The sequence below is a fragment of the Streptomyces sp. DS1-CR2 genome, from assembly GCF_055760475.1.
In genome coordinates, this window is sequence record NZ_CM147085.1 from 219,223 (window position 1) to 234,050 (window position 14,828).

General features: G+C 68.6%; 5 protein-coding genes. All 5 read right to left on the reverse strand.

All coding sequences use genetic code 11. The features are described from left to right. Positions 1-28 precede the first annotated feature (28 nt). Positions 29-2,725: a right-handed parallel beta-helix repeat-containing protein gene (locus ACY0PA_RS01155; protein WP_473082901.1), complete on the reverse strand. Its 2,697-nt coding sequence runs from the start codon at positions 2,723-2,725 to the stop codon at positions 29-31. Next, positions 2,722-3,804: a scabin-related ADP-ribosyltransferase gene (locus ACY0PA_RS01160; RefSeq protein ID WP_473086202.1), complete on the reverse strand. Its 1,083-nt coding sequence runs from the start codon at positions 3,802-3,804 to the stop codon at positions 2,722-2,724. The genes ACY0PA_RS01155 and ACY0PA_RS01160 overlap by 4 nt, the downstream gene beginning before the upstream one ends. A 1,067-nt stretch (positions 3,805-4,871) precedes the next feature. Further along, positions 4,872-7,751, reverse strand: coding sequence for a hypothetical protein (locus ACY0PA_RS01165; protein WP_473082902.1), 2,880 nt, complete (start codon positions 7,749-7,751; stop codon positions 4,872-4,874). A gap of 73 nt (positions 7,752-7,824) precedes the next feature. Further along, a protein-coding gene (locus ACY0PA_RS01170) for an IS5 family transposase (protein WP_376692667.1) occupies positions 7,825-8,621 on the reverse strand; the annotation gives its coding sequence in 2 pieces (ribosomal slippage) (positions 7,825-8,286 and positions 8,289-8,621; 795 coding nt in all). Further along, on the reverse strand, positions 8,614-14,790 hold the full coding sequence (locus ACY0PA_RS01175; RefSeq protein ID WP_473082903.1) for a hypothetical protein: 6,177 nt from the start codon (positions 14,788-14,790) through the stop codon (positions 8,614-8,616). The genes ACY0PA_RS01170 and ACY0PA_RS01175 overlap by 8 nt, the downstream gene beginning before the upstream one ends. Positions 14,791-14,828: the final 38 nt, after the last annotated feature.

The window sequence follows — 14,828 nt, forward strand, 5'->3', positions numbered from 1 at the left end:
AGGGTGGTCAGGGGGCGGGGCCGGCACGTCACGGCCATTCGGGCAGGTCCTGAGGGCGCAGAGTGATCAGGTCGGTCTCGTCGGGAGCCGCCATCTCCGCCACCCGGTACGCCTGGCCTTCGGTCATGGACTGGAAGGTCTGACGGGCGGTACGGCCGTTGCCGAACCGCTCGCCGCGGGGGGTCGCCTCGAAGTACGCGGTGAGCGCCTCGCGGGCGGAGTCCGTCAGCCGGTACTGGTGGTTCTCGGCGTGGTGCTCGACGATGCTCACGAGTTCCGGGGTGTCGTAGTCCTCGAAGAGCAGGGTGCGGCTGAAGCGGGAGGCCAGGCCCGGGTTGGAGTCGATGAAGTGCTCCATCTCGTCGGGATAGCCCGCGACGATGACCACCACCGAGTCCCGGTGGTCCTCCATCAGCTTCACCAGGGTGGCGATCGCCTCGTGGCCGAAGTCGTTGGAACCGGCGGCCGGGGTCAGCGAGTACGCCTCGTCGATGAACAGCACGCCGCCCATCGCCTCCTCGAAGACCCGCTGTGTCTTCGGTCCGGTGTGGCCGACGTACTCGCCGACCAGCGAGGACCGGTCCGCCTCGACGAGGTGTCCTCGGTCGAGCAGGCCGACCGCCGCGAGGATGCGGCCGTAAAGCCGGGCCACCGTCGTCTTGCCGGTGCCGGGGTTGCCTGCGAAGACCAGGTGGCGGCTGAGCGGAGGTGCCGCGAGGCCCGCCTCCTCGCGGCGTCTGACCATCTGCATGAGCTTCACCAGCGACGACACGTCGTGCTTGACCCGCTCCAGGCCAACGAGCAGGCCCAGTTCGGCGAGCAGGTCCTCCAGGCTCTCTTCGGGTATCTCCTCGGCACCGTCGCCGCCGGACCCGGTGGCTGGGGCGGACGTGCCGTCCGCCGCCCCCTGCGGGCCCGCCGTCGAAGTCTGCACGGGTTCGGCGCCGGCGAGAGTCCTGGCGGGTGTGCCGGTGGCGGGCCATACCGCCTTCTCGACACCGCGTGAGACGCAGCCATCGGTCTCGGGCCGGGCGCCCTCGTCCACGCTGAAGTCCTCGCCGGTATCCGTCACCAGCAGGTTGCGCAACACCGGCCGCGCCTCGGCGCCGACGTGGACGGCGGGGTACCCGGTGGCCGACAGGACGCAGTCCTCGTAGCGGCCCTTGCCGCCCTCTCCGACGAACAGGCCGTTCTTCCCGGTCTCCTTCACGGTGGTCCGCAGGACCGTCGGGTCGCCGTCGCGGGCCACGACCAAGCCGGAGCCCGTCGTGCCGGACACCGCGCAGTCACGAAGCGTCGGTGCCGCCTTCTCGGCGACGACGACGCCTGCCGTGCCCGCGCCGCTAACCCGGCAGTCGGTGAACTCCCCGGTGGTGTCGGGCCCGCAGGTGAGCCCGGCGCGCTCGACGTCGACGATCCGGGCGTCCTGGAGCCGCACCTCGCCCTGGGAATGGGCGGTGACGCCGTTGCGGCTGCGCCGTACCGTCATGCCGTCGACCGTGGCCGCCGCGTAGCCGTCCAGATGCAGGCCGGACAGCCCGCAGCGGGTCAACTGGCAGTCCTCCAGCGTCAGTCGGGCTCGCTCGGTGACGCCGATGCCGTGCTCCGGGGTCTCCTCCACCCGCAGGGCGGTGAGTTCAGCCTTCGCCTCCCCCGCGACATGCACGGCGCTGTAGGCCGATTCCCGCACGCTGCCGCCGGTTATCCGCACCTCGGCCCGCTCGCCGACCAGGATGCCGTTGCCCTCCGCGCCCCGCACGGTGGTGTCGGTGACGACGGCCCGCGCGGAGCCACGCACCACCACTCCGGAGGCGCGCGAGTCGCTGATGCGGCAGTCGACGAGTTCCAGCCATGCGCTGCCGTCGGCCGAGACCCCAGCCGCGGCGCTGTCCCGCACGGAGCACGTCGACACCAGGACGTCCCCGGTGCCGGCTGCGAGGATCCCGGTGGCTCCGGCGCCGGTGACCTCGGCACCGGTGATGCGCACACCGCCGGTCCCGTCGTCCTGCGCGCGAGGGGAGGAGCCCAGCACCCGTACGGCCTCGGCGGCCGCGTCCTTGAGCCGGCACTCGTCCAGCAGGACGGCAGCATGCTCCTCAACGAGGAGCGCGTTGCGGCCCGGGCCCTCGACGGCGCAGCGGCGGATCTCCACCGTGGCCTCGCCGCGGACCCGGACGCCGGAGCCGCTGACCTTACGCATGGTCGAGTCCGTGAGGTAGGCCGTCGCGCCGCCGGACACGACGATGCCAGTGCCCTCGATGTTCGTGACGAGCGCGTCGGTCAGCCACACCGTGCCGGTGGTGTCGGCGTGCACCCCGGCCAGGGAGGCGTCCCGGACCACGCTGCGGGTGACGCGCAGCGAGGCCGCTCGAACGGCCTCCACCCGGCCCCCCTCGATGTCGCAGTCCTGGAGCTCCGCGGTGCCCGCCGTGACCAGCACCAGGGGCCGGGACGGGTCCGCGCCCAGCACGGTCATCCCGTTCAATGTCGCGGAGTCGGCCAGCTCCAGCGCCGGGAGTCCCGGGGTGACCGGCACCAGGCGCACCGTGCCGGGGCCGTCCTCGGCGACGAGCGTCACCGCGCGGTCGAGCAGCAGCCGCTCGGGGTAGTCACCGGCCGCGATCCGGATCTCGTCCTCGGCGTCCGCCGCCCGCACCGCGTCGGCGATGGTGCGGAACGCGCCGCGGCGGGCGTTCGGCCGTACGTGATGGATGGCGGGGCTCACCTGTCGGTTCCCTCTGTGAGTGTGCTGCGGGTGTCGGGCTCAGCGAACCCGGGGTTGGTCAGGTAGGGGCCGACCGGACGGCCGCCTTCGAGGCGCTGCGCACCGCGGATGTACCGGCTGTCCACGCCGCCCGGGTAGAGCACCTCCGCGCGCTCGGGGTGCGGGTCGGCGAGGTCGAGTGTCCCGGCGACGTCGACTCCGCCGGGCGCGGCGATGTCGTACCGCCAGCCGTAGTGGCCCAGCAGTCCGGCCGCGTCCCCGGCGGCGGCCTGCTCGCGCAGCCAGCCGATCTTCCGGGTGGCGGTGAGCCAGGCGCTGTCGGAGACGCCCTCGTCGCTCACGTGTGCCGCCACATGGACCAGCGCCTCGCCCGCGGGACGCAGGCCGTCGGCGAAAGCCGCGGCGGTGCGCTCCGGTCCCGCGGGACCGAACACGTACAGCTCCTCGTCGTCGGTGCGCCAGTGCAGACCGGCGCTCCAGGGCGCGGCCTCCACCACCGACGCGAGATGGCCGGCCGCCTCGGCAGGCCGCGGGGACGTCGCGGCCGTGCCGGTCGGCGTCAACGACGTCGGCAAGGTCAGGGGTGTGACAGCCACCGGCCGGGTCTCACCCGGCAGATGCCAGTGCCACGTCCCGAGACTCCCGTCCGCGCCAGGCGGTACGAACAGCCCCCGCAATCCGAGCGCACTGTTCTCGATCGCGTACGCGGAGGTGTGGGGTGTGTCTCCGTCGTTGCCCCACATCATCCAGCGCCCGGTGCGGACGAGGGGGTCCGGGAACTGCTGCCGAACGGCCTCGAACGCCTCGGACGGCGTCATATCCGCGGGTCCGGCCGGCTCGGATGTCCTGACCAGCACGGCCCCCTCCTCCACCATGATACGTATTCCGTTCTCAACCATACCCCGGTTAGGTGTCGACTCCGCAGGCAAGGTGTGCACCGCAAACATATCGACGGTTTCGGTCGCGTCGATGTGCGCTGAAATAAGTGTGACATCCCGGCCAGGAGTCCCCGACGGCAGGGCGGCCGCTCTGACCGCTCCGGGTTCGAGTACCTCGACGAACACGGCCGGGTCCAGCATGTCGTGCGGGCCCGCACCTGCGGCTGCCGACGGTCCTTCGATGTGGACGGCGTCCGGGACGCCGTGGGCGACCGCCGCTCCCTGCGGCGTGCTGGCCGGCTCGGTCTCACGCCCGGGAGTCGCACCGAGAGCGTCCCCGGACTGCCGCTGATGCTGAGGCCGCGTGTGGAGTTCCGGTTCAGTCCCGTACGAGACGTGCTCCTCGCCGGTCCTGGAACCGGAAAGATCCGTCGTGGAGACCTGAGGCTCGGCAGTCTTGGAGGTCTGCGGGTAGGCCGTCTTGGGCTCGGCTCCCTGGCTCTCGGAAGTCTTGAGTGCTGTCGCGTGCACGTCGGGGACGGTGGAGTCGTGAACCTGGTGACCCGCACCGCCGTCCGGGCGCGGCGTGTCCGCGTCCCGGGTCACGGACACGTCGGTATGACTCGGTCTCGACGTGGCCTCGTGGACACTCGCCTGCTGCGCCGGTGAGGGGAGTTCCGGCCGGACCTCCGGCGGCAGGAGGAGTTGACCGCCGTCCTCGGTCAGCAGCAGTCCCCCGTTCACCCTCCGGACGAGGCCTGCCTTCTCCAGGTCCTTGGAAACCTTGTCGTAGGCGCGCTTGCTGAGGCCGAAGGTGTTCCCGGGCCCAGTCGCCGTGGTGAGGTCGCCGTGCTCGGCCAGGCCCCGGGCCACGGACACCAGGTCGTTCGTGGCCTTGTCCCCCAACAGCGGGGAAAGCACGGTCTGCAGACGCCTGCTCTCGGCGTCGGGCAGCACGGCCCCGGAGCTCTGGGCAGCGGGGGCCTTGGATCCGGAAGCCTTGGGACCGGATCCCTTGGGACCGGATCCCTTGGGACCGGCGGCCTTGGGACCGGATCCCTTGGGACCGGCGGCCTTGGGAGCGGCGGCCTTGGGAGCGGCGGCCGGGGCCTGGCTCTGCCAGTCCTTCAGCTTCGTTTCGATCTGCTCCAGGAAGTCCTTCCGCTGCTGGAACAGCTTGACTGCCAGATCATGGCGTTCGCCCGTGGCGTTCTCACGGAACTGCTTCGTCAGGTCGACCGACTGCTGGGCGTGTGCCTTCGCGGCCTTCAGGTGGTCCTTGGCATTGCCATCGTGCCCGGACGTCTTGCTGTTGTCGGCCTGGCGCAACGCGTCCGACGCCAAGTCGTGCTGCTTGCCGGCGGCGCGGGCGACGGGATCGAGGGTGCCGTCGGAGAGGTAGCGCCCGTCACCGTGTTCGTTGACGACGTGCAGAGGCTGCGGCATCCCGGGGTGGACCACCGCTCCCATCGGCGTGATGGGCAGACCGGACCCGAACTTGGCCTCGGGACGGAAGAGTTGGGAGATGACCGAGCGAGGGCCTCCACCACGTGCTTCCCGTGGAAGACCTCCTGCTCGAAGGTGACGGTGCGGGTGACGCCGCTGTTCTCGGGATAGGTCTGGGTCCACTGGGCCCGGTTGCCGATGCCGTTGAAGTCCTCGTCGTACTTCGCGGCACGGAAGACCTTCGTACCGGATCCCAGTTCCTGAATGGTCTTCTCGTCCAGGGACAGTTCCTGCATCGTCTTGCGGTCCAGCGGATGCAGCTGGTCGTGGAGGGACACCCAGCCGCCGTGTTCCTCGAGCACCTTGGCGTCGAAGACGATGGTGGTCGGGCCGTAGCGGCTGTCCATGGCCCCGTCCCCGGCTTCCATGCGGAAGAAGACGAAGTCGTCGTTGCCGAGGTTGGACGTGTTGTTGGCCGAACTCTTGCCGGAGGCCAGGTGTTTCACGTTCCTACGGGCCAGGTCGCCCTGGGACGACATGACGCCGCTGTTGGCGATGGCGTGGTAGGCCGGTGTCGCGTGTTTGATGCGGTAGGGCAGGTCCAGCAGTCGGTCCTTGAGGGCGCGGAAGGCCTCCTGCTGCTCGGGCGGCATCTTCTTGAGAAGGGTGTCGACCTCCTTCCGCAGATTTTCGAGGTTCTTCTCCGAGAGAGTGTGGACGAACGCCTTCTTCTGTTCGGCCTCCTCGCGCAGGTTCTTCAGGTCGGCCTGCGCGAGGTTGTTCGCGGATGCCGTCTGCTGCTTGGACGTCAGCTTGTCGATGTCACCGAAGACCGCATTCCACTGTCCCTCGCTCCCGGGGAGCACCGCCTTCCACTGCTCTCCGGTCGGGATGTCGGCGTACGCCTTGCCGGTGCGGAACTCCCTGAGCCAGCGCGTGGCCCCGCTCTGCAGGCCCTTGGTCGCTCTGTCGGTGTTGAACGGCTTCTCGAGCCGCACCACCGCGTCCGGCCCAGCCTTCTTGATGGCGTCGTCCGCCAGCTTGACGAGGTGGCCGGCCGCGAGGACCAGGGGTCCGTGTGCGTTGCGAAGGGCGTAGACACCGCCCAGCGGCGCCGCGTCCGCGATGAACCCCCCGAGCATCCCGTCCAGCTTGCCTACGGACGAACGCAATTGGTCCGCGTGGCTGTGGACCGCTGTCGGGGTCGCCTTGCTGTTGCCCGCCAGTTCCTCTTCCAGCTTCTCGGCCTGGATACGTATCTGCTGTGCCTGGTCCTCGACATCGTGGCCGGTCCAGATGACCTGATCCGGGCGGGGGTCGGGACCGTGGAGCCCGTCACGTGCCCTGGAACTGAGACTGCGGGCGTGCTCCTGCAGACGAAGGGCGTGCTTGAGGTCACTTGCGCCGGCGAAGGTGTCGATCAGGCGACTCAGCTCCTGTTGGGAGTGGGCGCCGACGGTCACCAGGTCGTCCACGGCGCTGTCCAGCGCACGCCAGGCCTGCGTCACTTTCCCGGTGGCCGCGTCCAGCTCTGCCAGCCTCGCGTCGAGCTTGCCCTGCACGGCCCGCAGGTTCTTCTCCTCCGCGGCGAAGTCTGTCCTGGCCTTCTGGTATCGCCTTATCTCTGCCTTGTCCGGCGCGGAGAGCTGACTGTGCGCGGTCTCGGCGGCGTCGAACTTTCCCTTGGCAGCCTGGAACTTGGTGTTCGCGTTGTCACGCGCGACGGTGGCATCCTCCACGCGCATCTTCGCGGACGGCACCGCGCCCTCCGCCTTGGTGTGCGCGGACAACAGATCGTCCAGTGCCTTCGGCTCGCCCGTGGGGTGCGGGGCCGGCTGGTGCGCGCCGGCGACCGCGCGCGGGCGCTCCTTCAGGCTCTGGCTGTAGAAGGCCGACAGATCCCGGTCCACACGGCCGTGATCAAGGCCGAGCCTCGCCAGGTCCTGCTTCGCCGCGACGAGGTTCGCGTTCGCCGTGGTCAGATCCTGCTGAAGTTTCACCTCGTGCGCGCTCGGCCCGCTCGATCCGCCGACCCGTGTCCGGTTCTTGAGCCGGTCCACGTCATAACGCGCCTGCGTGAGTCTGCCCCACGCCTCCACCCGCATCTCGTACGACGGATGCTGCGGACCACCGAACACGTCGTCGACCCGCTTCGTGTCCTGCGCCCAAAGACGCGCGGTCTCCCCCGGCGTCAGGCGCCCGGCATCCCCTGCGCGACCCGGCCCCGGCACGGCCGTCTCCGCCCTGGACGGCTGCACCCCGCGAACCGCACCCGACAGAGCTTTCAGCTCGAACTCGACCTGGACCGCCAGCAGTTCCACACCGGCGACCCTCTGCGGATCCGGCGCGCTCCTCAGATACTGCTGGGCCTTCACCGTCAGTTCCTGGAGGACATCCACGCGCTGCGCGATGTTCGGCTCCGGAACCGCCTGGTACTCGTGCAGAAGCTGGTCCAGGAAGCGGATGTCCGACCACGACCGGATCCCCGTGGGTGTCGACGTCTGCTGCTTGAAGACGGCGGGGTCCAACATGTCGGGCCGACGCTCGCCCTTGACTCCCATCGGCCGCTCGCCCCGACCGGGACCGCCTTCGGAGGCTGCGGTTTTAGGGCCCGTCTCCCGCACGTCGACGACGTCCGCCGCGGCGCACTCCGGCACCTGCCCACCAGAGACATCGGCCTTCGACACTGCGGGCGCGGTCACCTTGGGTCCGGCAATCTCAGACGACGAACCCGCAGCCTCGGACGTCTTGGACTCGGACGTCTTAGAGATCATCTCAATTGGTGAGTCTGCGGTAGCAGATGAGGGTGCAGGCGATGCTGGTGAAGGCCAGGAAGTGGATGGCCTGCCGCTCGTAGCGACGGTGGAGACGTCGGCAGCCGGCGAGCCAGGCCATGGTGCGTTCGATGGTCCACCGGTGGCGCCCCAGCTTCTGTGACGTCTCAACTCCCTTGCGGGCGATGCGCGGTGTTATGTGGCGTAGGCGGAGCCATTGCCGCAGGTGACGGTTGTCGTAGGCTTTGTCGGCGTGAAGCTTGGCGGGGCGCCGACGGCGTGGACCGCGCCGGGATCTGATCGGTGGGATGCCGCGCACGAGCGGTTCGAGGGCCTGGCTGTCATGAAGGTTGGCGCCGGAGATGCCGACGGAAAGCGGCAGTCCGGTCCGCTCGGTGATCAAGTGGATCTTCGAGCCGTACTTGCCCCGATCTACAGGATTCGGACCCGTCAGGTCCCCTTTTTCAGGGCCCGCATGTTCACCGAGTCGATTGCGCATCGTGACCAGTCCAGCTCGCCTCGAGCCCCCAGCTCATCCAGGACCAGACGATGCAGTTTCGCCCAGACCCGTTGTCGGCTCCACTCCATGAACCGGCGGTGAGCCGTGGCCCCCGATGGCCCGAACACGGGCGGGACCTGCGACCACGTGCACCCGGTCGTGGCCACGAAGACAATCGCCGCCAACACCTCACGGTCCCCATGACGGCGCCGGCCACCACCCTGCGGCCGAGTCGGCGCCTCCGGCACCACCCGCTGGAACAACTCCCACAGCCCATCTGGGACCAGACGCTCAGTCAGCAACACAGCACCAGACTACCGGCATCACCAATTGAGATGATCTCTTAGGCTCGGAGGCCCCGGCCTCGGACACCTTGGACTCGGACACCTTGAGCCCAGAGGCCCCAGCCTCGGACACCTTGGACTGGGAGGCCCCGGGCGTCGAGACCTCGGCCCCGGAACTCTTCGGCTCCGATACCTCAGGATGCGGAGCATCCGCCCCCGAAGGCCTGGGCTCGGGCCGTGGCGCCTGGCCGGCCGGACGGAGCTCACCGGCACCGGGAGGCGCCGTCACCTGTGCGCCGGCCGACACCTTGGGCTTGCCGGAGACCTTCGTACCTGAAGCCTGCGGCGGCTTGGGCGTGTTCGCGCCCTTCGGCTTGCCGCCCTTGGTCTGCTGCCCGCCCTTCTTGGTGGGCTGCCCCTCCTTGGATCCGGCAGCCTCGTCCTTCCCCGGTGTATCACCGTGGAGTTCCCTGACCTTCGACTTCCAGTTCTGCTGCAGGTGCTCGATCTTCGCCAGGAGTCCCTCCCGCTCCTTGAGAAGGCTCTCGACCAGCTCGTGGCGATCCGGAGACTTGAGCTTCCACTCATTCGTCAGGTCGATGGACTTCTGAACAGAGGTCTTCGCATTCTTCAGGTGGTCATCGATTTTCACGGTGTTGTTTTCCTGCACACCGTGCTCGGCCGACCGGAACGCATCGTCCGCCGCCTCGAAATGCTTGCCGGACCACCGGCCGATCGGATCCATCGTGCCGTCACTGAAGTACCGGCCATCACCATGCGGATTATGAACATGCAACGGCTCCGGGCCGACGCCCAGGATGTGTTGCTCGCCCTGTGAAAGCTCCTCCACTGCCTTGGGCGTGATCGGAAGACCCGAACCGAACTTGGCCTCCGGACGGAACAGCTTCGACACCAGGCGGCCAAGGTCGTCGGCCGACATCTTCAGCACGAGATCCGCATACTCGGAACCCATGTGAATCACCTCACGCACCACCGAAAGCGCGAGGGCATCCGTCACATCCTCACCATGGAACACCTCCTTCTCAAAGGTGACCGTCCGCGTGAAATCAGGATTCTGGTTGTGCGGATACTTGTACGTCCACTGCGCGTGCTCGCCGACCTTCTGAAAACCCGCGTCGTACTCCGCGCTGCGGACGACCTTCTTCGTCGGAGCGCCCCCCGGCCCAGCCGCCTCCGCCACTTCGAGCTTCTGCATCGCGGGACGGTCCAGCGGATGCAACTGATCGTGCAGGGAGACCCAGCCCCCGTGCTCCTTCAGGACCTTCGCGTCGAACACCAGCGTTGTCGGACCGTAACGGGTCGCCATCGCCCCGTCGCCGACATCCATCCGGAAGAACACAAAATCGTCGTTCCCGAGGTTCGACGTGTTCTTCGCCGAACTCTTCCCGGACGCCAGGAACTTCACGTCCCGACGCGCCAGGTCGCCCTGCGAGGACATCAGACCACTGTTCGCGATCGCGTGATACGCGGGCGTCGCGTGCTTGATCCGGTACTTCAGCCCCTTCAGGTCCTCCAGCAGTCCACGGAAATCCTGTTCCCGCCCAGGATTCTGCGTCAGCAGGTCCTCGACGTCGGACTCCAGCTTCTCCAGGTTCCTCCGTGAAAGATCGCGCACGAAGTTCGTCTGCTGCTCGGGCGTCAGTTTGTCCAGGCTGCCGAACAGCTTCTGCCAGTCCTCCTCCTTGCCCGGCAGCACAGCTTTCCACTGCGTTCCGTTCGGGACATCCGCGTACGCCTTGTCCGTACGGAACTTCCGTACCACCTGGGCGAGATCATGGAAGTCGGCAACGGCCTTCTCCGTGTTGAAGACATCCTTGACACGCACCACATCGCCCGGCGACACGTCCCTGACTGCGTCATTGACCCGCTGCGCAAGCTTGCCCGCCGTGAACGACAACGCACCGTGCTCCGCACGCAGCCCGTACACGCCACCCACCTTGGCGGCGTCCTTGATGAAGCCCTTCTCCAGCATCGACCCGAGTCGCTCCGCCGACCCTTCCAGAGTCAGCGCGGCGATCTTGAGTTCCTGTGTGACCTTCACCTCGGCGGAGGTCGTGTGACCCGACTTCGTCACGTCGCCGACCAGCAGGCCCTCCAGATGCTTTGCGTCCGACAGGACGTCCATCGCCTGCTGCTTCACCTTTTCGCCGGACAGTGACATCTGATCCCAACGGACCGGGCGCCCCGCATCCAGCTCGGCCCGCATCGCACGGTCCAGATCGCCCGAATGAGCCTTCAGCACGTCCGCGAGGTCCACATGACCTTCCGCCGCGAACTTCTCCATATACCGGTGCAATTCCCGCTGCGCGAAATCACGAGCAGCCACGCGCACACCCACACCGGCCGTCAGATCATGAGTGGCCTTCTGCAGGGTGTCCTCAGCCTTCTTGAGCGCGGCCAGAGCGCCGTCAAGGGTCGACTTGGCCTTGTCCAGGCCGATCTGAGCCTTTTCGGCCTCCTTCTGCGCCTTCATGATGGCGCCGTTGTTGTTGCCCTCCTTCAACTGGGCGAGGTTGTCCCGCAGGGGCCCGATCTTGCTCGCGTTCGCGTCGTACGACTTCTGGGCCTGGTCCACCTTCGACTTGGCACTCGGCATGGCCTTCTCAGCCTTCTGATGAGCCGCCATCAGGTCGTCGAGCTTCGCCGGCTCCTCCGCCCCGTGCGACACCGGTTGCTGCACTCCGGCGCCGTCCAGACGCGGACGCTCCTTCAGGCCCTGGCTGTGCAGACCCCAGAGCTGCCGGTCCATGTCCGTATGGTCGATGCCCACCCCGTCGAGCTGGTGTTGGAGGTCTTCGAGGTTCGCCTTGGCCGCGGACAGGTCCTGCTGAAGCTTCACCTCGTGCGCGCTCGGCCCGCTCGATCCCCCGGCATGCGGCTGATCTCCCCGCAGGTGCCCCTCGAGCCGGCCCACGTCGTAGCGAGCCTTCGTGAACTCGCGCCAAAGCTCCCGGCGGTCACCGCTCAGCGGATCGTGCGGGCCGCCGAACAGCGCGTCGACGCGCTCCCCGTCCAGTCCCCAGAACCGTTCAATCTCACCCGGCGAGAACGGCAGGGACTTCCCCACCGCGGCCGGAGCAGCGGCGCCGTCGGCCTTCGGGCCGAACGCCGCCCCGTCGTCGACGAGTTCGCGTCCCGGCGCTGCATGCTTGCCGGGGGCGTCGGACATCCGGCTCGGTCGCGGTCCGGGGATGCCCAGCGTGTCGAGGTGGCCCTCGATGGTTGCTGCGTCCATTCCGAGCCGGGACATCTTGCCCTTGGCGATGTCCAGGGACATCTCGGCCTGCTGTACGTCGAGCTTCGCGGCGGCTTGGTCGACCGTCTCGGAGGGCCGGCCGAGCATGCCGCCCGCGAGGTCGAGTTCGCGCTCGGCACCGGCGAGTTTGGCGCTCGACAGCTCGTAGTCGCCCCAGGCGGCCAGTCGCTCCTTGCCGGTCTTGCCGGTGACACCGCCGGTGACCGCCTCGAACTTGCTCAGCGGTCCCAGCCCGGCACCTGCGCCCGGGCCCGGTTTCGGGGGTGCGGCCGGGGTGGGGGCCGGCGTCGGGCGCAGGGCGACGTGCTCGCCGACCATGACCGCGCCTGAATCGTCGTCCAGGGTCCGTTCGACACCGGTCAGCTGCGCGTCGGGGGCGGATTTCACGTAGCTGGTGGCGGCCTCTCCGGCGGTGTCACCGGTGCCCTCCCGCTGACCGAGGAGGTCGAGGTCCTCGCGGGCCGACACCCCGAGGTGGTCGCCGTGCGCGGTGACCGAGGAGGTCGAAGGTTCTTCAGCCAGCCGCTCCGGGGAGTTCAGTCCCCTGGTACCGCCGGAAAGATCGTCGAGGTCGTGTGCGGCCTTCTTGATGCCGCCGCCGACGGACTGCCCGGCCGCGCTGCCGGTCTTGACACCACCGGTGGACGCCGCCCCCGCCGAGCCGCCGGTCTTGACGTCGGCGGTAACCGAAGACGTGGCCACGGAACCGGCCTTGACGTCGGCAGTTGCCGAAGATGTGGGGACGGAACCCGGCTTGAACTCGACGTCGGGCGACGAGACCGCCGCATCCGCCTTGACGTGGGCCGCCGCGCCCACCTGCACATCGACCGCCGCCGTCTTGACGTCCGTGGTCACGGGCGTGGAGCCCACGGAGCCCGCTTTGACGTCCGCGGTCGGGGACGCCGCACCCGCCGAACCGACCTTGACGTCCGTCGTCACATGGCCGGCCGCCGCGGGGGGAGGCGTCTGGAGGCCGTGAACGGTTCCGCTCACGGCCGCGATGTCGGACGTGCCGAGCGCCTCGTGCACCTCGGGGGCGACGACGACCTGCTTGCCCTCGCCGGTGGTGAGGCCCGAGCCGCGGTAGTCCATGTGCAGCGTGGTCGGCGTGCCCTCTTGGGCGCCGATCTGCAGGCTGATGCCCTCCTGCGTCATCCGGATGTTGGAAATGTCGCCGTCCACGATGCTGCGCAGCTCGGGGATGCCGAGTGCGTGGAAGTCCTCGACGTGGCCGGTGGCGACACGCACTGAGGACATAGCGTCACTGAGCGACGCGGACAGACCGGAGCCGGACGGCGTGAGGTCGCCCCGCAGGGCGTGCAGGCCGGATCCGAGGTCCGAGAAGCTGTGCGTACCGGCGAGGTTGATGCCGCCCAGGTCGGTGGGGAGCGGCTCCAGCAGTCCCGCGGCGGTGCGCTGGAAGCCGGTGGAGTGGTCGAAGGCGGCCAGGTGATCAACGGCGTCCAGGCCGCCGGCGTTCGCCATCAGGTTGCTGACGGAGCCTGTGTCGGTGCCCCCGTTCAGCGAATGCAGGGACGTGAGGCTGCTGTTCACGCCGCCGATGTCGGTGCCGAGGTTGATGGCGTGCAGGCCTCCCGGCTGGAAATTGGTCCGGGTGTTGAGGCCGTGCAGCCCACCGGCGTCGAAGCCCTGCGGGCCGCCGTGGCCGAGGCCGTCGAAGGAGGCTCCGGTCGGCAGCCCGTTGAGACCACCGTGTCCGGCGCTCAGCGCGCCGACGTGCAGACCTCCGCCGAGGGCCGACTGCGACAGGTGGGCGGTCGGGGTCAACAGGCGGGTGCCCAGGCCCATCTTGAAGGCGCCCGTAAAGCTGACGCCGAGTTCGAAGAAGTCCACCGGCAGCACGGCGCCCAGCAGGAAGCGCCCGCCGAAGCTGACGGGGTAGAGGGCAATCTTGCCGACGGTGGTGCTGATGCCGGCGGTGGCGACCTGGAAGTCGGTACGGAAGGTGTTGGCGAGCAGCTTCAGACCGGCGGCGGTGATCTTGACGCCCTTCATGGCCAGGTTGGCCATCCCGCTCAGTCCGCGCAGGACGAGACCGGGCAGGGCCGTCACCCCGTTGTAGATGCTCTTGATGGTGATGCCGCTGGTGAGGAGGTGACCCAGCGTGCCGCCCAGCTTGCTCACACCTGCGGAGAGCGACTTGGGCAGGTTCTTCAGCGCGTTGAACACGCCCTTGGCCAGCGCGCCGACGTTGAGGCCCTTGGTGGAGGGGAAGAGGATGCCGACGAAGGCAAGCACGATGTCCAGGATGCTCGCCTTGCCCTCGGCGAACTCGACGAGTGTGCCGATGAAGACGACCAGGCCGAGACCGAAGGCGAGCAGGCCGATCCAGCCGCCGAAGATCGCGCCCACGATGGCCAGGATGATCTCCAGGATGCCGATGGCCTGGAGGAACAGCTGCCAGCCGCTGATCGGCTGGCGGATCATGTGCTCGGCTTCGCTGAGCCTGTTCCTGTACGTCCTGACGGCGTCGTTGTAGTCGTCCTGGGCAGCGTGTGCCTGACTCTTGAGGCTGGCCAACTGCAGGTCGTCCTTCGACAGTCCCTGAGCGTCGTGCAGCGCCTTGTCCGCCCTCGCCTGAGCGTCCTGGACCGCGTTGCTGTAGGCAGAGGTAGCGTCCGCCGCGTGACCAAAGGACTGGCCGATGGCGTCGATGAACTGCTTGAGGTGCCCGTCGATCTTCTCGCGCAGCGCCTCCGCGGCCTTGCCGACGAACCCGCTGCCCGAGCCCGACTTGTCGAGAACGCGGTTCAGCCCACTGGTGATCTCGTTGCCCAACTCCTCGGTGTCGTGCAGAGCCGACTGGAAGCTGCTCAGGATGCTCGGATCTCCAGGTGTGGGGTCGCCGTGCATCCCCAGCGCGCTCCAGTCCTCCGGCCGTGACATGCGCACTCTCCGTACAGTCGAACCACCCGTGACGCAAG

What these genes read in the sequence shown, in the direction of transcription:
- ACY0PA_RS01175 (WP_473082903.1), bottom strand. Translation starts at nt 14,790, where the DNA reads ATGTCACGGCCGGAGGACTGGAGCGCGCTGGGGATGCACGGCGACCCC.
- ACY0PA_RS01160 (WP_473086202.1), bottom strand. Translation starts at nt 3,804, where the DNA reads ATGCTGGACCCGGCCGTGTTCGTCGAGGTACTCGAACCCGGAGCGGTC.